This is a genomic window from Pseudomaricurvus hydrocarbonicus, assembly GCF_011602365.1.
Classification (GTDB): Bacteria; Pseudomonadota; Gammaproteobacteria; order Pseudomonadales; family Cellvibrionaceae; genus Pseudomaricurvus; species Pseudomaricurvus hydrocarbonicus.
In genome coordinates this window covers 97260-116056 of record NZ_JAAONZ010000009.1, presented here as the reverse complement: position 1 = coordinate 116056, position 18797 = coordinate 97260, and the positions used below count along the sequence as shown (strand labels likewise).

Below are 18797 nucleotides of genomic sequence, written 5' to 3'. Positions count from 1 at the left end.
CATTGACAGCCCCTTTTTTTGTGCCTGGTTGACACCATGCAATGCGCCATGATCGCTGGTGCTTTAACGTGTTTTGACCTCCCATTCCAACCCATCAGCGGCAAAAGGATTGGCGATCAGTTTGGGCGTTTCAGCAACGTCCCGTTTTACATACACATCGAAAAACTGCAGTGCTTTTTGTTGCTGAATTTGGTGCGCTTTGCTGGCGTCCAGTAAGGTATAGTCTTCACCCTCGGTCAACACTCGGGGGAATGTGTCCGGTTTGATGTCTGGCCACCAATAGGGGCTGGACTCGGCAAAAGAGCCATGATTGGTATTCGCCAGCAGCCCCCAATACGCAGGCTGCTCAGAATTTTTAAACAACTGATACAGCATGGGCAGTGGCTGTTTGGGTGTCGGCTTTGGCGCTTCCAGGGCGGACGCCAGCATCACTTCAATCCCAATGATGGTTTTATCCTCTGCCCCGGACAGCAACAGGGTGGGCTTGTGCAGGCGGTCAAATATCGTCTCGCCGCGGCTGGCCAGGATCGTCGATTCAACGCCTTGCGGCTTGAGCATGTCGCTCGGGAACATACCTCGAAAATCCGGCAACACCGGGGGCACCACCGCCATACCCGCTTTGAACTGGTCTACCAATGCCAGTCCAGCCAGGGTCGTGGCCCCTCCAAATGAGCGTCCCATCAGACCCAGTTTGTCGAGATCAATTTTACCTTCGAAGCGTCCCCCCTGATTCATGACGTCCAACTGCTGAATCACCGCACGTAAATCGTTGACCCGCTCCAGCAATTCGGCGTCGAAAGCTTGCAGACCCGCAGGCGTCATCAAATCTTTGCCCGGCGCGTAGGTCTGTCCCCACTGGGCGTTGTGATTGTACATGCCCATTTCATCCAACAGCGGCAGTACTGTTGCCATTTCAGCTTTGAACTCGGGATCGCCCCCTTCTTCCCACAGAGCCGGATCCTCACCGGTCATGCTGTATGGGGTATTACCGGTATGCTCAGGCGCTATGACAATATAACCGTGTGCTGCGAGCAGTTCGCATACACCCTGCATGTTGTATCGGCTGCCGGCATCACCGTGGGTCATCACCACCACGGGAAATGGCTCGCCCGCAGACGCCGGCGTGGCATCCACATAGCTAGCACGCTCACGTTCAAAAAGCTCGTCCATGGCCGCATTCATCTGCTGCGCGGTTACACCTTCACGAACAGTTTCCGGCGTTAAATGAAAAAATGTGGTTTCCGTCATCATGCGTTTGTGTGCTTCGCGGCTGCCAAATACATAGTCACCGTAGGTCGCCCGGCGGACGCCCTCAACGCTATCTGCGGGGTACCAGATTTCAGTAATCAAGGTACGAACGCCCGTATTCACACCGGCAACGGAATCATATGCTCGTGACTTATCGTGAATAAACACGGTGGTATTACCCACACTGTAAAGCGAGTCCGTAGCCTTAAGTCCGGCCGACTCTTGCTCAACGGCGGCTTTCTGGCAGCCCAGCAGGCTCATCATCGCCAAAACACTCAATAGGCCCAGTGCTGTTTGAGTCCAGCGCATAGTTTTCTCCTGATGATAGGAACAGCGTTCCAGAAATTGGTACAAAAAACGCCCCCAACAGGAGGCGTTCGTTTTACGCGACGGTATTATGTCACTCCCTCCCCTGTTACATATTGTAAGTAAGGGTCAGGCCGTAAGTACGGGGAGCCCCCAAAATATCCGAAGTGGTCACACCATCGTTGCTGTAGAAAGAATTCAGTACCGAGAAGTCATTGCGAAAAACTGCGTACTCCTTGTCGGTCAGATTTTTACCCCAGAGCGCAACTTCCCAAGAGCCGTCGTAGGAGGTAAACCCTACCCGGGCATTCAACAACCCGTAACCGTCGATCTTGCTGTTGTCATCATTGTCAGCGGTGCGGAATATATCCCCCTGATTCAGGTAATCTAGACGCAAGCTCAGATCCCCACTCTCACCAATCGCAAAAGTGTAACTGCCGGACAGCGTATAGGTGTTTTTGGGCGCACGGGTCAGGCGATTGCCGGAGTAATCCGCACCGCCAGAGACATACTCATCATAGGTGGCATCCAGGTAAGAGTAGGTAGCATTCAATTCCAGTCCTTCAAGAGGCAGAACGGTCAGTTCAAGCTCAATCCCCTGTGACGTTGCTTTACCCGCGTTTTCTACAATAATTTGTCCGCTACTGTCAGTTAGGAACGATTGTAAATCCTGATAATCGATATTAAACGCCACCGCATTGAAGCGCACACGGTCATCCCACCACTGGGACTTCAGGCCTAACTCATACTGTCTGGCCAATTCAGGATCCAAAGCCTGAACCGCCACATCAGTGGCTGGCGCCAGGGAATTAAACGAACCGGATTTGAAGCCTTCACTCATGGAGGCGTAGATGAGGACATTTTCAATCCCCATGTAATCGATGCTGAACTTACCGGAAAAGTTATCCCAGCTTTTATCGGCGTCTACACTAAACGGGCTGTACATCGCGGTAAAATAGGGCTCGTAACCGGATGTATCCAGGGTAAAGTCCTTGCGTTCATTGGTGTAACGGCCACCGGCGGTAAAACGCCAGTCATTCAGGTTGTAGCTAAGCTGACCAAACACCGCCTTGCTTTCTGTGGTATTGGTGGCATCAAAATCTGCAGTGCCGCCGCCCAGAGCTTCTGTGCCCCACTGTTCCAGGCGGTCTATGTCATCATGGAAGTAATACAAACCCACGGTCCACTCCCAGGGGCTGTCGCTGAGCGGGTTCACCAGTCGGACTTCTTGCGAAAACTGTTTCTCATTTTCGTCGGTATAGTTGCTGGCATAACTCAAGTTTCGACCACTCAAATCCACCGCGGGTACCAGGTCATCATAGAATTGATAATCGGACGTGCGGTAGCCTGTGACCGACGTTACGGTGCCGTAGTCAGTTTCCCAATCGACTTTGAGGGAAGTGCCCGCCACATCACGATCGGTGAAACCATCATGGGGGCTGAAGGTTTTGTCACGATCGTTAATGTTTGGCGATGTGGCCGAGATGCCAAATATGGGATCGCCGTTCAACACGCGCCCCACGCCGGATTCCCGAACTTTAGAGGCATCAACACCCCAGTTCACCGTAATGTTACTGGCCGCATCCCACAGCAATCCTGCGCGAACGGCCTGTGAGTCTTCGTCCTGTACATCATTACCGGTATGGGTGTTTTCAATGTAGCCATCGCGTTTGGCATCGGCCAGTGAGATCTTACCGGCCAGCGAGTCTGTCAGTGGGCCAGAGAAATAAGCCTGAAAATCACGCTTGTTGTAGTTGCCCAGGTCGACTCGAAGGCGGCCTTCAAACTCCTGCATATTTGGCTTGCGAGTTGTGATGTTCAGCGCACCGCCCACCACATTTTTACCGTACAAAGTGCCCTGTGGGCCACGCAGCACTTCGACACGCTCCAGATCAAACAGGTTGCTGTCATAGGCACCCGCTCGGCTGATATAGACATCGTCGATGAACATGGCAACCGAGGCGTCGTCACCGGCTCCCGAAGTGTTGGTGCCAATCCCGCGAATGTACGGTTGCGGGGTGGACTTGTTGTAAGAGGTCATGGCGAAGCCAGGAGTGAACTGTGCCACATTATCGATGCCGTCAATGCCCGCTTCGGCCATCATTTGACTGTTGAAAGCCGTAATGGCGATCGGCACATCCTGCAGGCTTTCTGCACGCTTTTGTGCCGTGACGACGACTTCTTCAATAGCGAAGTTGTCAGCGCCAGCAGTTGCGGATAGAGCCACAGCGGCAACGGCACCGCCCAAAATGGATCTTTTCATTAATTTCTCCTGAGTTACACACCAATAACGTCCGGAGTACCTGAGGTTTGAGACTCGCCCATCCTGCCTTCGGGTCTCAAAGCTTAGAACTCTAAACTTAAGCCGTAAACTGTAGAGTGATAGCGTTCTGGATTTATGACTAAATCCGCTCAAAACCCGTCTAAATCCGCCGAGAACCGATCATTCTTTCCGTTTATCGTCGATTGAGACTGCTTTGTGGCCTAACCGTTGACCGAAGTCTTCATTCAGGGATCGGGTGATGGACCAGAGCAACAGACCTAACACCGGGATCAGCGGCAATGCCGTGACAATGGTCGATGACTGAACGATTTTCAGCCCCTGCACATGCAGCAGCCCCACCGCCACTGCAGCCAGAGCAAATGCCCAGGTCAGGCGATTGTATTTAGCCGGCTCTTCATTGCCCTTCAAATTCTTGGTGCTGATACTGGCCAACACGTAGGCCGCAGAATCCAGCGTGGTGGCCAAAAAGACAAAACTCAACAATGTGAACAAGGTGGAAATAATGCCGCTGTAAGGCAGGGTATTGACAATAGCCACGACCGTTTGGGGAATTCCATTGGCGGACAGAAGATCTGACACGGGCAATTTCCCTGTTAGCTCCAGATCAATAGCATAGGCGCCACAGACCGAGAGAAAAGAAACACAGCCCAGGCTGCCCCAACCGACCACCCCTAAAATCAGCTGACGAATGGTTCTGCCTCTCGATATTCGTCCAAAGAACAACCCCATCATAGGGGCATAGGCCACCCACCAGGCCCAATAAAACAACGTCCAGCTCTCAGGAAAACCCGAGTGCTCGATAGGGTCTGACCAAAAGCTCATGCGGGTAAAATTATTCAGCATCAACCCAAAGCTGTTGGAAGTCATCGAGAGAATAAAAACGGTTGGCCCCACACACAAAATAAACAGGACAATCGCAATCGCCAGAAAAATATTGATATCACTCAGAATTCGAATACCGGCTTTTAATCCCTTGTACACGCTTGTACCAAAAATTATTGTCCAGACCAGCAGGACCCCCATCTGGGTCCAGAAAGTATCCGGAACATCAAATATGTTGGCCACAAAGGCGGACACTAAAGGTACCCCCAGCCCCAGTGAGGTACTGGCTCCACCCACCAAACCCAGAATGACCAGAGTGTCGATGAGCGAGTTTAATGGCTTTGCTGTACGACCTGTAAGAACACGACTGCAGGCAGAACTGATGCGTAACGATGGTTTGCGCTCAACATAGAGTCCATAAGCCACTGCGACAGCGGGCAAGGCGTATAATGCCCAGGGCACAAAACTCCAGTGAAACAAGGCATACATATGCCCCCACTCAGCCGCTTTCGAAGAGTGTGCAGCAATATTCATGGGCGCACTTTGCAAATAATAAATAGGTTCTACAAAGGACCAACTCACCAGGCCAATACCGATACCCGAGGAAAACATCATCGCAGCCCAGCTGAGCTCAGAAAACTCTTTGCCCTCTTCGGCCCGGCCTAACTTCACATGAGCAAAACGGCCAAAAGCCAGCCATATGGAAAAAACGAAAGTGCTAAAGCAAAAAAAATAAAATACCCATCCCCAATTTCCCGTCACCGCCGCCATAGCACCACTCGCGACAGAAGCCGCCAGCTCTCGATCACTGAGCAGAAAAAAAACAGCAGCGAATGTCACTATCAAGGACGGGATGAAAACAGAAAAATCCAGTGAAGAGTTTTTTGTCGGGTTGGACAGGCCCGTATCAGAGTCCGCTTGAGCTTCCACGTTGTAATCAACCTTAATATTAAACTTTTGACGATCAACAGGAGCACTTTAAGAAATCATCAGGACACCAACGGGCAGTGGCTCTGAGATAAAAAGGACAAACAAGGTAAAGCTTGCAATTTAACACTCAAAGGGTCAGTAAGTGGATAACTACACCGACCTTTGATATGACTATTTTCTCACAGCACATCGTCACAGCGTGTCGATCATAACTTCCAGTCGTACGCTTCTGACAAACCTTACGTTACCTTGTACGTCGAACGCATTTAACCAACCGTTTTCCTCGGCGTTAAATGCGGGTTGGGTATTCCATTGGCGGGGCTCCTGCACCACCAATGGAATACCCAACCGGTGAATACTCGCACAGCGAGTAATGCCTTTCAAGGCGGGCAACCAACACGTCCAGTACGCACGTAAAATTGGCTACATCCACCCCAAAATCACTACACCACAGACGAATAGCTTTAATTTGCTACTGCTTTTGCTTTTCAGCCCGGTAGTCTTCGATGGTTTTACGAATACGAATCAGCAATTCATCCCGCTCCTGCATCAACTCAGTCATGGAGCGACCGGCCAGGACTTCATCCGCACCCGCCACCATATCAGCGTAGAGCTGATCGGTGAGTTCCGGGGATTCCAGTCGTGTCCAGGGTTCTTTCAATGATGGACCAAAGTGATCCAGCATTCGTGCCATACCGCCCTCACCACCGCACATCGCCATATTCATGCAGGGGCCAAAAATCGCCCAGCGCAGTCCGGGACCATAGGCAATGGACTTATCAATATCACTCACGGAACATTCGTTATTCGCAACCATGTGCAGGGCTTCACGCCAAATGGCATCCTGCAAGCGATTGCCAATAAAGCCATAAAGCTCTTGGTCCATTTTCGCGACTTGTTTACCAAAGTGTTGAAAAAAATCCGCTGCCCAATCGACGATTTCTACAGCGGTTTTTTCACCACCCACGACTTCGCAAAACGGCACAATGTGCGGCGGCGTAAATGGGTGGCAGACAACGGTGCGCGCAGGATTGGCACACAGCGCCTGAATTTGAGTCATGGGAAAACCGGAAGTGCTGGACGAGATCACAACATGGCCCGGTACTGCCGCATCAATTTCGGCAAACAGGGTTTGTTTGGCTGCCAAATCTTCCGGGGTACTTTCCTGAATGATGGAAACCGATTGACCCAATTCTTTCAGGCTGTCAACGAAACGCAGCTTACCCGGGCTGGCATCACCTTTTAACCCCAGCTCTTCCAGCTGTGGCCAAACGTCTAGTACCCGCTTACGCAACCGCTCCTCTGCTCCCGGTGCCAGATCAAAAGCCACGACGTCCAGGCCATACCGCAAAAAATGACAGGCCCAGCTGCCGCCAATAACACCGGTACCCAAAATGCCGACGGCGGTGACGTCTGCCGGAGCTGGACGTTCTGACTGTCCCCCATTCACGTTCATATCCTGCATTACTGGGTACCTCGCAAGCCGAGTATTTCCCTGGCCCTGGCTGGTGTGACCACAGCCCCTCCCAGATTGTCAATGATGCTCACGGCGCGCTCGACCAGTTGACCGTTGCTGGCGTAAACACCTTTTTTCAAAAACAGGTTATCTTCCAACCCCACCCGAACATTGCCGCCCAGCAACATTGCCTGGGCCACCATGGGCATTTGCATACGGGAAATACCGAAGCCAGCCCAGTTCGCGTGTTCTGGCAGCAAATCAGCCATCAACTTCATGGTCGCCGTATCGGCCGGCGCCCCCCAAGGGATACCCAGACACAATTGAAACAGCGGCTTCTCATCCAGCAAGCCCTCTTTCATCATCTGCAGGGCAAACATCAGGTTACCCGTGTCAAAGATTTCCAGCTCGGGCTTAACCCCCAACGCTTTCACGCGAGCCGCCATTTGCCGCAACATATCGGGGGTACTGATGTAAATGGATTCACCAAAGTTCAGGCTGCCGCAATCCAGCGTGCAGATCTCAGGCTTTAACTCTTCGATATGTACCAGGCGTTCCGTGGCGTTGGCCAGATCGGTACCGGCAATGAACTGCGAAGGGTTTTGCGGGTCCAGAACCAGGTCCCCGCCCATGCCGGCCGTCAGATTAATAATCACATCACTGCTGCTCTCCCGGATACGCTCCACTACCTCGCGGTAATAGGCAACTTCTCGGGTAAACTGCCCGGTTTCCGGATTGCGGACGTGGATGTGTGCCACCGCTGCGCCGGCGCTGGCAGATTCAATGGCGGCGTCGGCAATTTCTTTCGGGGTGACCGGGATGGCCGGGTGCTTTCCTACGGTATCCCCGGAGCCGGTCACGGCGCAGGTAATAATGACTTCATGATTCATAGGAGGCCTCACTGTTTGTATTTAGGGCACCTGGGTGCGGTGGACATAGTGCCTCTAGCCAACACCAGGCAAAACAGTGAGCTAATATACCGGGTTTATATTCCCGCCCCGGCACGCAGCCGACGTATTTTGTCAAAAAACCGACAAAACGCTGGATCAAGAGGCACTGTAACTTTCCGCCACCCGGTCTTTGCTGGGTGTGCGGCCATAGCGGGCCTTGTAACAGCGGGAAAAGTGGGATACTGAAGTAAAGCCGCAGGCCACCGCGACACTGGTGATGTTACGGGCGGTTTGATGCAGCAGCAGGCGCGCCTGTTCCAGGCGTAAATCCCGGTAAAATGTTGCCGGCGTAGTGTCCAGAAACTTACGGAACAGCCTTTCTAGCTCGCGTTCGGAGACATGCACCTGGTTGGCCAGGGTCCCGATACTCAAAGGGTCTTCCAGCTTGCGCTGCATTAATTTAATCGCCGAGATGAGCTTGGCGTTGTTGATACCAAAACGGGCCTGAATCGTCATGCGCTGCGGGTGGTCCGCTTGACGGCGATGGGTGTAAATCAGCTCATCGGACACCGCCAGAGCCAGTTCGTTGCCGTACATAGTCTCTATCAGGTACAGCATCAGATCCAGCCCTGACAAGCCCCCGGAACAGGAAAAACGGTCCCGGTCGACCTCGTAGATGTCGTCGACGGCCTCAACGTCCGGAAAATCCTCGGTAAAACTGTTGAGATGCTCCCAGTGCATGGCCGCTCGATAGCCGTCCAGCAAGCCTGCAGCAGCCAACAGGTGGCTGCCGGTATCCTGCCCCCCCAGTAAGGTTCCCATCTGTGCCAGTCGCCGCAGAGGGCCAAAGACCGCAGAGCTTTCATGGCTTTGCGGATCAAACCCGGCACACACCACCAGCATGTCCGTGCTTTCGACATCGGCAAACCGACGCACGGACTCAAGCATCAGACCATTACTGGCACACACCGACTGACCTTCCAGCGAGACAATCTCCCACTCGTAAACATCTTTCTCCTTGATTCGGTTTGCCCAGCGCAAGGGGTCAATCATGGCGGACACCCCGATCATGGAATACCCCGGAATCAGGAGAAACGTAATACGCAACGGCAACTGTGGGGTACGATCGGCAAACACGGCTAACACCTGTCGGAAATGAACAATTTTGTGTCGATTACAATCAACAGTCTAGACCCGGCAAGATTACCATAACAACCCGACTGTCTAATACGCGAACTGCCCCTATGTCCCTCAACTCATCGTCCGAACAACACCAAGCCCCTCTCCAGCCGACGGATTCACGCCCCATAACCTATCAGGGACCCGTGCTTGCGGAGTGGATTGATTACAACGGCCACATGAGTGAGGCCTATTATGTACTGGTGTTTGGGTATGCCACGGATAACCTCTATGAACAGCTTGGCATCGGCAGCGAATACCGCCAGCAGAATCACTGCTCAGCCTATACCGTTGAGGCCCACATCAATTATTTGCAGGAAGTCAGCCTGGGTGAGCCCCTCATTGTGATCACGCAACTGCTGGAAAGCGGTGATAAAAAGCTGCGTTTTTGTCATCGAATGATTCACAGTGACAGCCAACAAGAGCTCGCGTTTACCGAACTGTTGGTGCTGTATGTCGATACGGACTCAGGGCGAACACAGCCATTCCCACCCACGATCAAAACCCAAATTGACGGGTTGCTGAAAAAGCACCAGGCCCTGGACCTCCCAGACCTGGCGCAACGCCGTGTCGGCCAACGCTAGCGGCGGGATACCGCTTGCGGCCACCGACATGGACACCACCGCATTAGACTCAACATATTAGCCTCAGGACGTACTCGTTCTTGCTGATTCTCCCATTGCTCGCACGAGGCACAGGTTACGGCGTGCAGACCGCTTGTGACACCCTCGACTAAGGCATACAATGGCGGCATTCCTAAGGGGAGGTCCTGGACCTGAGAAGCAGTCACGCTGCTGACCCTTTGAACCTGATCCGGATCATGCCGGCGTAGGGATAGGAGGCAGCCTGTCACGACACTCGAGCACGAGTGAAGAATACACCCACAGGCCGCCACTCACCTTAATAATACGCATCTCATCCGGGTCTCTATAACTGTAGTGGAGACCGCCGTGAAACACCCCAAATTTCCCCCTTTAGCCCTGCCCTTCATACTGCTGAGCGCCAGTTTTGCCAGCACTCAGGTGCTGTCTGCGACGAGCAATGACCTGCCCATCGTTAACGTTACAGCGGATTTCCGCGACGCCAAAGTCACCGAAATCCCCTCCAGCCTAACGGTGATCAGTGAACAAGTGATCGAACAGCGCAGCGCTTTGCATCTCGAAGAGATTTTAAACCTGGCGCCGAACGTCAATTACGCCAGTGGTGCGTCCCGAGCCCGTTTTTACCAGATACGGGGTATTGGCGAGCGCAGCCAATTTGTTGAGCCGCTGAATCCGTCGGTTGGTGTCATCATTGACGACATGGATTTCAGCGGTTTAGGCACGGCCGGAACCCTGCTGGATGTCAAACAGGTGGAAATATTACGCGGTCCCCAGGGAACACGCTTTGGCGCCAGCGCACTCGCCGGGCTGATCAATTTGAAAACCGCCGATCCCAGTGAAAATTTTGAAGGGCGGGTTGAATCCAGCCTTAGCGAGTATGACTCCTACTCCCTCGGCGCCGTCGTCAGCGGCCCGTTAACAGACGCCCTGCTGTACCGCTTTTCCGCTCAGCAAAACCTCAGCGACGGCTATATCGAGAACGATTACCTGAATCGTGACGACACCAATAACCGTGATGAACAAACGCTGCGCGGCAAACTTCGCTGGCTGGCCTCTGACGTACTCACCGTCGACACCAATCTGTTTTATGTGGATGTCGACAATGGCTACGACGGTTTTTCACTGGACAATACCCGTCACACGTTATCGGACGAACCCGGGCACGATCACCAGGAAAGCGTGGCAGCAGGCGTAAAAGCCACCTACAGCGGTGCCCAAGCGTTTGAGACCCAGGTCCTGGCCAGCGCGTCCAACACCAACATGGAATACGGTTACGATGAAGACTGGGCCTACCCCGCCATCTGCGCCGGCCAGGCCTGTGACGGCTGGGAGTACAACAGCAAGGACAATTACATCCGTAACCGAAGCGTGCAAACTGCCGAGGTGCGACTGGTATCAACCGAGGACGGTAAACTGTTCAATGGCACAACGGATTGGGTTGCAGGAATTTACTATCGCCATCAGGATGAAGACCTAGAGCGCGAATACACCTACGCCAGCCAGGATTATCTCAGCGATTACGAAACCTCCAATATGAGCGTCTTCTCTCAGCTGGAAACGCATTTGACTGACCAGCTTACGCTCACGGCGGGCTTGCGCCTGGAGCAACACGAATCCGACTTCAGCGACAACAACCTGATCACGTTCGATCGGGATGAAGACCTGTGGGGCGGTCGACTCGCCCTGGAATATTTACTCGACGCTGACACCATGGTCTATGGATTGGTGTCCCGCGGTTACAAAACCGGCGGCGTCAACAACAACCCCAGCCTACCTAACGAGTTGCGCGATTACGATACCGAGCACATGCTCAATTACGAAGTCGGATCCAAATTCAGCCTGCGCGACAACAGCCTGCATGCGCAGATAGCCCTGTTTTACCAACAGCGCGATGATGTTCAAGTAAAGCAGTCTACGCTGGTGCCCAATGCAGGCAGCAGTTGCCCTTGCGAATTTATTGATTATCAGGCCAACGCGGCGCAAGGGAATAACTACGGACTGGAGCTGGAGCTTTTATGGCAGGTCTCAACCAATTGGCAGCTTGATGGCAGTCTCGGTTTATTGAATACGGAGCTGAAAGATTTCGTCAACGCCGACGGCAAAGACCTGGATGGCCGCGAGCAGGCTCACGCCCCGGCTTATCAATTCAGCCTGGGCGGTCAATACTTTTTCACCGAACGTCTAAGCGCTCGACTGGAGGTGGAAGGCAAAGACAAGTTCTATTTTTCCGACAACCACGACGAACAATCTGACGCTTATGAACTGTGGAATGCCAACATCACTTATGACGCAAAAGACTGGCAGCTGGCACTCTGGGGCCGCAACCTGACCGATGAGGATTACCAGGTGCGCGGCTTTGGCGGCTTTGGCAATGACCCTCGGAAATTCTACGCCACCGAACCTTACTACCAATACGGTGAACCGCGTATCGTCGGTGTCAGGGGCAGCTACAGTTTTTAAACGTACAATGTAGATCAGACCCCCTAAAATACAGATATAGGCCATTGCGGGCCAAGCACGGTAATGGTATTCAGAAAGATGCGTGGTTAGTGCGATGCGCGGCTCGCCGGGCAATTTACCTCGCTGCCGCGCTCCGCTCGCAATGACGTATCATTAAGGGGTCTACAATGGTTAACAGCAGTGAAAGAGTGAGTGTTTATTATGAAAGTCAGCGTTGATATCAGCCTCTACCCGAATCAGGAAGATTTTATTCCACCCATTCAGGATTTCATTGATCGACTCAACACATACAACGACGTTGAGGTGCAAACCTTTCCCACCGCGACGGTTGTCATGGGTGACTTTGACCGGGTGATGGACATCCTAAAAGTCGAGATGAAGGCCCACCGGGAAAAACACGGTATGGGTGTGTTCGTCACCAAATTTTTGCCGGCCTATGAGGCCCTTTAGATGAGCGACTGGATGACCGGTTGGCCAGAATCCATTGTGTCGGCCTTACACGCCATGTCAGGCTGGGAAGCTGTCGCGGTCATCCTCGCCGTGCTGTACCTACTGCTGGCCATGAAAGAAAGCCTCTGGTGTTGGTACGCAGCCTTCTTCAGTACCTTGATCTTTATTGCCCTGTTCTGGGACGCCAGCCTGCTGATGGAATCGGCTCTGCAAATCTATTACCTGGTAATGGCGGTTTACGGCTGGTATCAATGGAAGTTTGGGGCCACCGATCATCACGGCATCCGCATCCACACCTGGAGCGGCAAACACCACTTGTCGGCCATCTCCGCGGTCCTCCTTGTTGCCGCTTGCAGTGGCTATTTACTGCATGAAAACACGACGGCTGCCTGGCCTTATGTGGATTCGTTCACCACCTGGGGCAGTATACTGACCACCTATATGGTGACTCGCAAAGTGCTGGAAAACTGGCTTTACTGGCTGGTCATTGATGGCATCTCTATTTTTATGTATCTGGATCGCGGCCTGCATTTAACTGCTGTGCTGTTTGTCGCTTATCTGGTCATTTGTGTGTTTGGCTTTTTCAATTGGCAGCGCCAGCTAAAGGACGAGCTCACGCAAAAAGACACAAAGCTGGTTGCTTCCAATGGCTGAACACGGTAACCCGTCAGTGCCAATACCGGTGTCCAAGCCGCTGAGAGAGACACTTCGACGATGGCCCCAGTGGTCCTCGAAACTGCAAAGTGAGCCACACCTGAAAGGTTCCCTCAACAGCGGGTTGAGTCATCAGACGTACCTCGTCGGCAACGATGAGACGCTGTTTGCCGTACGCATCGAAAACCATGGAAGTCGTGCCCTGGCCATGACCAGGGAGCAAGAAATTTTCTTAATGGGTTTGGTCGACAATCTCGCCCCCGGCATTGTCTGGGCGGATTCAGCCTCTCTGGTAACGGCATACATTGAGGGCGAACCCTGGCAACCCATTCAGAATCTCGATGTCCTGTGTCAATCACTGCACCAGCTGCACAGCCAAAACTGCGAGCTGCCCAGTTTTGATTTACTGCGACACTGTGATCGCTATTGGGACAGCGTCATTCAATCTTCGGGCAAACAGCTGCCACCGGACTCCATCCGTCTTTTTGCTCAAGCCAGACACGCACTGGTGAAGATCCTTGATGAACATCCCGATCAGTGTTTGTGCCACAACGACTTGAACCCGGACAATATTTTGTACCGGAACTCGACATTTTATTTCCTCGACTGGGAATATGCCTGTTACAACTCCCCCTACTTTGAGCTCGCCAGCCTTGCGGAGTTTTTTAACCTTTCGGAAAAACAAACCCAACTGCTTTCAAACACCTACTGGAGCAACAGCGGACTTAAATCCTTGAAAACCAAAAGCGAAACCAGTCATCATAACTCACTGAAATTGTTTCGCTTTGTCGTACGTTTCACGGAATGGTTGTGGCTGACACTGAAGCAGCCTGAGTACGTGGACAAGTGTGAAAAACGTCTCAAAAACTTATTAAACGCCCTTCAAGATTAAAAATCCTTCGTACAAAAACGCTCTCTCGTCTCACAAAAAATCGTCCACACCACACCGAGCAATAAAAAAATCACTCGGGGTGCTTGCGGCCAATCAAAAAAATCGCTAGGCTTCATCCCACTTGTCGGGGTGCCGGACCGTTGCTACAAACGGCCTGGCTGAGATCAAAAGAAACCCGCTGCACCTGATCAGGTTAGCACCTGCGTAGGAATCAAGTAGTTCACTATGACCCTCAGCGTCAGCCTCGGTTGATGTAAAAGAGTTTCAACTGAGCAACAGACCAAGCGGCATTAAACGCTTAATACGTTGAGCATCAGCCAATAGTGAGACCTCGGTTTCTTCAAAAGCCAAGGTCAGGCAGCCCCCGACGATCATTGCATCACTCAGGGAATCATTGCCATGACCAGCGCCACTATCGACAACGCCACCACCAAGAACACCAACAGCTCCGAAACCAAATCCGGCATTCCCAGACTGAGCGAAACCGCCAGCGTTCAGGAGCTCACCACCGCCCCGTTTCCCGCCTCGAAAAAGATTTACATTGAAGGTTCACGCCCGGACATTCAGGTCCCCATGCGTGAGATCGAACTGGCTCCCACGCACCTGGCAGATGGCTCTCTGGAAATTAATCCGGCCATCCGCATCTATGATACGTCCGGCCCTTACACCGATCCCAATGTAGATGTCGATGTCCGTAAAGGCTTGCCCAAAATGCGTCAGAACTGGATTCTGGAACGCAACGACACTGAAGTCCTGACCAATCCCAGCTCCAAATACACCCAGATTCGCGAGCAAAACATTGCGCTGGAAAACCTGCGCTTTAATGGTAAACACGAGCCCCGTATTGCCAAAGCCGGTCACAACGTGAGCCAGATGCACTACGCCCGCCAGGGCATCATCACTCCTGAGATGGAATACATTGCCATCCGTGAAAACATTGTCCGTGCCCAGTTAAGCCAGGACGACGTGATCAACCATCAACACCCGGGGCAGACCTGGGGCGCAAACGTCACCCAGGAAATCACCGCGGAGTTTGTTCGCAAAGAAGTGGCCGAAGGCCGTGCCATCATTCCAGCCAACATCAACCATCCTGAGCTGGAACCCATGATCATCGGCCGCAACTTCCACATCAAAATCAATGGCAACATTGGTAATTCGGCCGTCACCTCGTCCATCGAAGAAGAAGTCGAAAAACTGGTCTGGGGTACTCGCTGGGGCGCCGACACCGTGATGGACTTGTCCACCGGCAAACACATTCACGAAACTCGGGAATGGATTCTGCGCAACGCCTCGGTCCCCATTGGCACGGTACCCATTTATCAGGCCCTCGAAAAAGTGGACGGCGTGGCTGAAGACCTGACCTGGGAAATTTTCCGTGACACCTTGATCGAACAAGCCGAACAGGGCGTGGATTATTTCACCATTCACGCCGGCGTCCTGCTGCGCTACGTACCGATGACCGCCAAACGCTTAACCGGTATTGTTTCCCGCGGCGGTTCCATCATGGCCAAGTGGTGTCTTGCCCACCATAAAGAGAGTTTTCTCTACACACACTTTGAGGACATCTGCGAAATCATGAAGGCGTACGACGTCTCCTTCTCCCTGGGTGATGGCCTGCGCCCGGGCTGCTTACAGGATGCCAATGACGAAGCCCAGTTCTCCGAATTGCGCACCCTGGGTGAGTTGACCCAGATTGCCTGGAAGCACGATGTGCAAGTAATGATCGAAGGTCCGGGCCACGTCCCCATGCACATGGTGAAAGAAAACATGGACGAACAGCTGAAGCATTGCCACGAGGCCCCGTTCTATACCCTGGGCCCCCTGATTACTGACATCAGCCCCGGTTACGACCACTTCTCCTCCGGCATCGGTGCCGCCATGATCGGCTGGTTCGGTTGCGCCATGCTCTGCTATGTGACCCCCAAGGAACACCTGGGCTTGCCCAACCGTGAAGACGTTAAACAAGGGATCATCACCTATAAAATTGCGGCACACGCCGGTGACCTGGCCAAGGGCATGCCCGGTGCGCAGATTCGTGACAACGCGCTGTCAAAAGCCCGCTTCGAATTCCGCTGGGAAGATCAGTTCAACCTGAGTCTTGATCCGGACACCGCCCGCGCCTATCACGATGAAACCTTACCCAAAGACTCGGCCAAGGTAGCGCACTTCTGCTCCATGTGTGGACCGAAGTTTTGCTCCATGAAGATCACTCAGGAAGTCCGTGACTATTCGGCGAAGCTGAACGCTGAGGGCTCTTTAATAAACGCTGAGGGCTCTTTAAAGCTTGACGCTGAAAGTCGGGAAGCCGTTGAAGGCATGGCCACCATGTCTCAACAGTTTAAAGCGCAGGGCAGCGAGCTCTACAAAGAAGTCTGAGCACAATCAATGGGTAAACGCGCATGAAAAACATTGGAGTTGTGGGCGGCGGCCTGTTAGGTCGCCTCACCAGCTGGCGTTTATTGCAGGCTGGCTGTGACGTGACACTGTTTGAGGCAGGCTCTTTGAGTGTCTGTCCCGGCGCTGCGCGCACCGCCGCCGCGATGATTTCACCGCTGTCGGAAGTGGTCGACAGTGAGCGTCTGATTTACGACATGGGCATGGCCGGTTTAGCACTCTGGCCTGCCTGGAACCGGCAACTGCAACGACCGATCAGCTACTCTGAACGCGGCTCGTTGGTACTCGCCCACACCCAGGATGCCTCTCAGCTCACCCAATTCGCCGCCAAACTGCAGCATCATCTCGGCGATCAGTGCGGCAGCGACTATGAATGGCTGGAGCAGTCACAAATTGCCCGACTGGAAAGTGATCTGAGCCACTTTCATCGCGCCCTGTATTTGCGCACGGAAGCCCACCTCGACAATCACGCGCTGCTCGATCAACTGCTGGCCGACATTCAGGCGCTGGGGGGGCGCACGCTTGAGCACACCCCGGTGCAGAGCCTGCAAGCCCACCGGGTCGACACCCAGCATCAAAGCCTCAGCTTTGATGAAGTGATTGATTGTCGCGGTGTTGGGGCTAAACCTGACATCAAGGATTTGCGCGGTGTCCGCGGGGAAGTTTTATGGGTGCAAACCCCGGAGCTTGAGTTGCAACGCCCGGTGCGATTTATGCACCCCCGTTACAAGCTTTACGTCGTACCCAAGCCCAACCAGCAGTTCATTATTGGCGCAACCGAAATTGAATCGGAGGATCGATCACCGATCAGCTTGCGCTCCCATCTGGAACTGTCCAGTGCGCTCTATGCGTTAAACCCGGCCTTTGCCGAAGCTCGCGTCGTTATGACCGATGTGAATTTACGTCCATCACTGATGGACAACCGGCCCCGGCTTGAACGTCAGCCCGGTTTAGTCAGAGCCAACGGATTGTACCGCCACGGCTACCTGCTGGCCCCGGCGGTGGTGGAGTGCATACTGGCCGAAGTGTTAGAACTTGAGGCCAGTGTGTTTACTTCGCACATAACCCGGGGAATATCGACATCGTTAAAGCGTTCGCCATCGAACCAAAAGCCTTCGCCATCGAATAGAGAACATTCACTATGTTAACGGTTAGTCTGAATAACGAACCTCATACTTTGCCCGGAACCATGAGCCTGACCGAGGCTCTGGCGCACTGGCAACTGAGTGACACGCTGGCAGCGGCAGCCATCAATGGGGAGTTCATTCCTCGCAGCCAATACCACCAGGTGACACTGTCCGCAGGCGACCAAATTGATATTGTGAAACCCGTAGGAGGTGGCTAGGCATGTCTCGTAAGCCTTCACTTAACCCAGAAACTCAGCCGGCATTTTCCGATACTCCATTCACCCTCTACGGTGAGAGCTTAAGTAGCCGCTTTATTTTGGGGACAGCGCTGTACCCCTCCCCGCAAACGATGCGTGACAGCATCAGCGCAGCCCGCACCGGCATGGTTACATTATCGTTACGCCGGCAGAACCCAACAACCGGGAGCGGCCAACTGCAAGGGCAAAGCCCTCAGCAAGATCAAAGCCAACAGGACGGCGAGACGTTTTGGCAGTACATCCGCGACTCCGGCTGTCGATTACTGCCGAATACGGCCGGCTGCAAAACCCCCAAAGAAGCCATCAACCTGGCTGAAATGAGTCGTGAAATTTTCAACACCAACTGGCTAAAACTGGAAGTGGTCGGGGACGATTACAATCTGCAACCCTGCCCCTTTGGTCTGGTGGAAGCCGCCGCCGAGCTGGTTAAACGCGGTTTTAAGGTCTTGCCCTACACCACGGACGATCTTGTGTTGGGACAAAAACTGCTGGATGTTGGCTGCGAAGTATTAATGCCCTGGGGTGCCCCGATCGGCACGGGTCAGGGGTTAATGAACCGCTATAACCTGCGCACATTGCGTGAACGTCTTCCCAACACCCCCCTCATTATTGACGCCGGTCTGGGTGCGCCGTCGCAGGCAGCCGAGGCCATGGAAATGGGATTTGACGGCATACTGTTAAACACCGCGGTGGCGAAAGCCAGTGATCCGGTGCGCATGGCACACGCGTTTGCGCAAGCCATTGAAGCCGGCCGCGACGCCCATTTGGCCGGTTTGATCCACAAGAGCCAGACCGCCTCCCCTTCCACCCCGACTCTCGGGCAACCCTTTTGGCACCAGTCGTAAT

16 protein-coding genes and 2 riboswitches are annotated in these 18797 nt (G+C 53.4%); of the genes, 9 read left to right on the top strand and 7 right to left on the bottom strand.

Translation table 11 applies throughout. The features are described 5' to 3' along the window. Positions 1-63 precede the first annotated feature (63 nt). From G8770_RS12895 to G8770_RS24560, 7 genes are all read right to left on the bottom strand, one after another. Positions 64-1557, bottom strand: coding sequence for an alpha/beta hydrolase family protein (locus G8770_RS12895; RefSeq protein ID WP_167187222.1), 1494 nt, complete (start codon positions 1555-1557; stop codon positions 64-66). 106 nt (positions 1558-1663) lie between these two features. Continuing rightward, positions 1664-3817: a TonB-dependent receptor gene (locus G8770_RS12890; protein ID WP_167187219.1), complete on the bottom strand. Its 2154-nt coding sequence runs from the start codon at positions 3815-3817 to the stop codon at positions 1664-1666. A 180-nt stretch (positions 3818-3997) separates the two neighbouring features. Next, positions 3998-5590 (bottom strand): BCCT family transporter, encoded by a 1593-nt coding sequence (locus G8770_RS12885; RefSeq protein ID WP_167187216.1) that lies wholly within the window; start codon positions 5588-5590, stop codon positions 3998-4000. 192 nt (positions 5591-5782) lie between these two features. Further along, a complete protein-coding gene (locus G8770_RS12880; RefSeq protein WP_167187213.1) occupies positions 5783-5983 on the bottom strand; it encodes a hypothetical protein in 201 nt (66 codons plus the stop codon). 79 nt (positions 5984-6062) lie between these two features. After that, positions 6063-7055 carry a 3-hydroxyacyl-CoA dehydrogenase NAD-binding domain-containing protein gene (locus tag G8770_RS12875; protein ID WP_208022241.1) on the bottom strand — a complete coding sequence of 331 codons (993 nt, stop codon included), beginning with the start codon at positions 7053-7055 and terminating at the stop codon, positions 6063-6065. After that, entirely contained in the window at positions 7055-7936 is an 882-nt protein-coding gene (cdhC, locus tag G8770_RS12870; RefSeq protein ID WP_167187210.1) for a 3-dehydrocarnitine:acetyl-CoA trimethylamine transferase CdhC, read from the bottom strand. Before cdhC ends, G8770_RS12875 begins: the two co-directional genes overlap by 1 nt. A gap of 156 nt (positions 7937-8092) precedes the next feature. Next, positions 8093-9073 carry a helix-turn-helix domain-containing protein gene (locus G8770_RS24560; protein ID WP_167187208.1) on the bottom strand — a complete coding sequence of 327 codons (981 nt, stop codon included), beginning with the start codon at positions 9071-9073 and terminating at the stop codon, positions 8093-8095. Positions 9074-9180: 107 nt separating this feature from the next. Here G8770_RS24560 and G8770_RS12860 point away from each other — a divergent pair, with 107 nt between their 5' ends. The 9 genes from G8770_RS12860 (at position 9181) to G8770_RS12820 (ending at position 18796) form a co-directional block, all read left to right on the top strand. Next, complete coding sequence (locus tag G8770_RS12860; RefSeq protein WP_167187205.1) at positions 9181-9699, top strand: thioesterase family protein; 519 nt, start codon at positions 9181-9183, stop codon at positions 9697-9699. A gap of 165 nt (positions 9700-9864) precedes the next feature. Then, positions 9865-9967, top strand: a riboswitch (TPP riboswitch). 98 nt (positions 9968-10065) lie between these two features. Further along, positions 10066-12177, top strand: coding sequence for a TonB-dependent receptor domain-containing protein (locus G8770_RS12855; RefSeq protein ID WP_208022240.1), 2112 nt, complete (start codon positions 10066-10068; stop codon positions 12175-12177). Positions 12178-12378: 201 nt separating this feature from the next. Continuing rightward, positions 12379-12627, top strand: a complete 249-nt coding sequence (locus G8770_RS12850; protein WP_167187202.1) for a YkoF family thiamine/hydroxymethylpyrimidine-binding protein — start codon at positions 12379-12381, stop codon at positions 12625-12627. Continuing rightward, on the top strand, positions 12628-13281 hold the full coding sequence (pnuC, locus tag G8770_RS12845) for a nicotinamide riboside transporter PnuC (RefSeq protein ID WP_208022239.1): 654 nt from the start codon (positions 12628-12630) through the stop codon (positions 13279-13281). It abuts the gene before it with no gap. Then, complete coding sequence (locus G8770_RS12840; RefSeq protein ID WP_167187199.1) at positions 13274-14173, top strand: phosphotransferase; 900 nt, start codon at positions 13274-13276, stop codon at positions 14171-14173. Before pnuC ends, G8770_RS12840 begins: the two co-directional genes overlap by 8 nt. A 115-nt stretch (positions 14174-14288) precedes the next feature. After that, positions 14289-14401: riboswitch (TPP riboswitch) on the top strand. A 171-nt stretch (positions 14402-14572) separates the two neighbouring features. Continuing rightward, positions 14573-16549: a phosphomethylpyrimidine synthase ThiC gene (gene thiC, locus G8770_RS12835; protein ID WP_167187196.1), complete on the top strand. Its 1977-nt coding sequence runs from the start codon at positions 14573-14575 to the stop codon at positions 16547-16549. Between the two features lie 23 nt (positions 16550-16572). After that, on the top strand, positions 16573-17715 hold the full coding sequence (thiO, locus tag G8770_RS12830; protein ID WP_167187193.1) for a glycine oxidase ThiO: 1143 nt from the start codon (positions 16573-16575) through the stop codon (positions 17713-17715). Further along, a complete protein-coding gene (gene thiS, locus G8770_RS12825; protein ID WP_167187190.1) occupies positions 17709-17912 on the top strand; it encodes a sulfur carrier protein ThiS in 204 nt (67 codons plus the stop codon). The genes thiO and thiS overlap by 7 nt, the downstream gene beginning before the upstream one ends. A gap of 2 nt (positions 17913-17914) precedes the next feature. Then, positions 17915-18796, top strand: a complete 882-nt coding sequence (locus G8770_RS12820; RefSeq protein ID WP_167187187.1) for a thiazole synthase — start codon at positions 17915-17917, stop codon at positions 18794-18796. Position 18797 lies beyond the last annotated feature (1 nt).

What these genes read in the sequence shown, in the direction of transcription:
- G8770_RS12895 (WP_167187222.1), bottom strand. Translation starts at nt 1,557, where the DNA reads ATGCGCTGGACTCAAACAGCACTGGGCCTATTGAGTGTTTTGGCGATG.
- pnuC (WP_208022239.1), top strand. Translation starts at nt 12,628, where the DNA reads ATGAGCGACTGGATGACCGGTTGGCCAGAATCCATTGTGTCGGCCTTA.
- G8770_RS12860 (WP_167187205.1), top strand. Translation starts at nt 9,181, where the DNA reads ATGTCCCTCAACTCATCGTCCGAACAACACCAAGCCCCTCTCCAGCCG.
- thiC (WP_167187196.1), top strand. Translation starts at nt 14,573, where the DNA reads ATGACCAGCGCCACTATCGACAACGCCACCACCAAGAACACCAACAGC.
- G8770_RS12890 (WP_167187219.1), bottom strand. Translation starts at nt 3,817, where the DNA reads ATGAAAAGATCCATTTTGGGCGGTGCCGTTGCCGCTGTGGCTCTATCC.
- G8770_RS12840 (WP_167187199.1), top strand. Translation starts at nt 13,274, where the DNA reads ATGGCTGAACACGGTAACCCGTCAGTGCCAATACCGGTGTCCAAGCCG.
- cdhC (WP_167187210.1), bottom strand. Translation starts at nt 7,936, where the DNA reads ATGAATCATGAAGTCATTATTACCTGCGCCGTGACCGGCTCCGGGGAT.
- G8770_RS12850 (WP_167187202.1), top strand. Translation starts at nt 12,379, where the DNA reads ATGAAAGTCAGCGTTGATATCAGCCTCTACCCGAATCAGGAAGATTTT.
- G8770_RS12820 (WP_167187187.1), top strand. Translation starts at nt 17,915, where the DNA reads ATGTCTCGTAAGCCTTCACTTAACCCAGAAACTCAGCCGGCATTTTCC.
- G8770_RS12875 (WP_208022241.1), bottom strand. Translation starts at nt 7,055, where the DNA reads ATGCAGGATATGAACGTGAATGGGGGACAGTCAGAACGTCCAGCTCCG.
- thiS (WP_167187190.1), top strand. Translation starts at nt 17,709, where the DNA reads ATGTTAACGGTTAGTCTGAATAACGAACCTCATACTTTGCCCGGAACC.
- thiO (WP_167187193.1), top strand. Translation starts at nt 16,573, where the DNA reads ATGAAAAACATTGGAGTTGTGGGCGGCGGCCTGTTAGGTCGCCTCACC.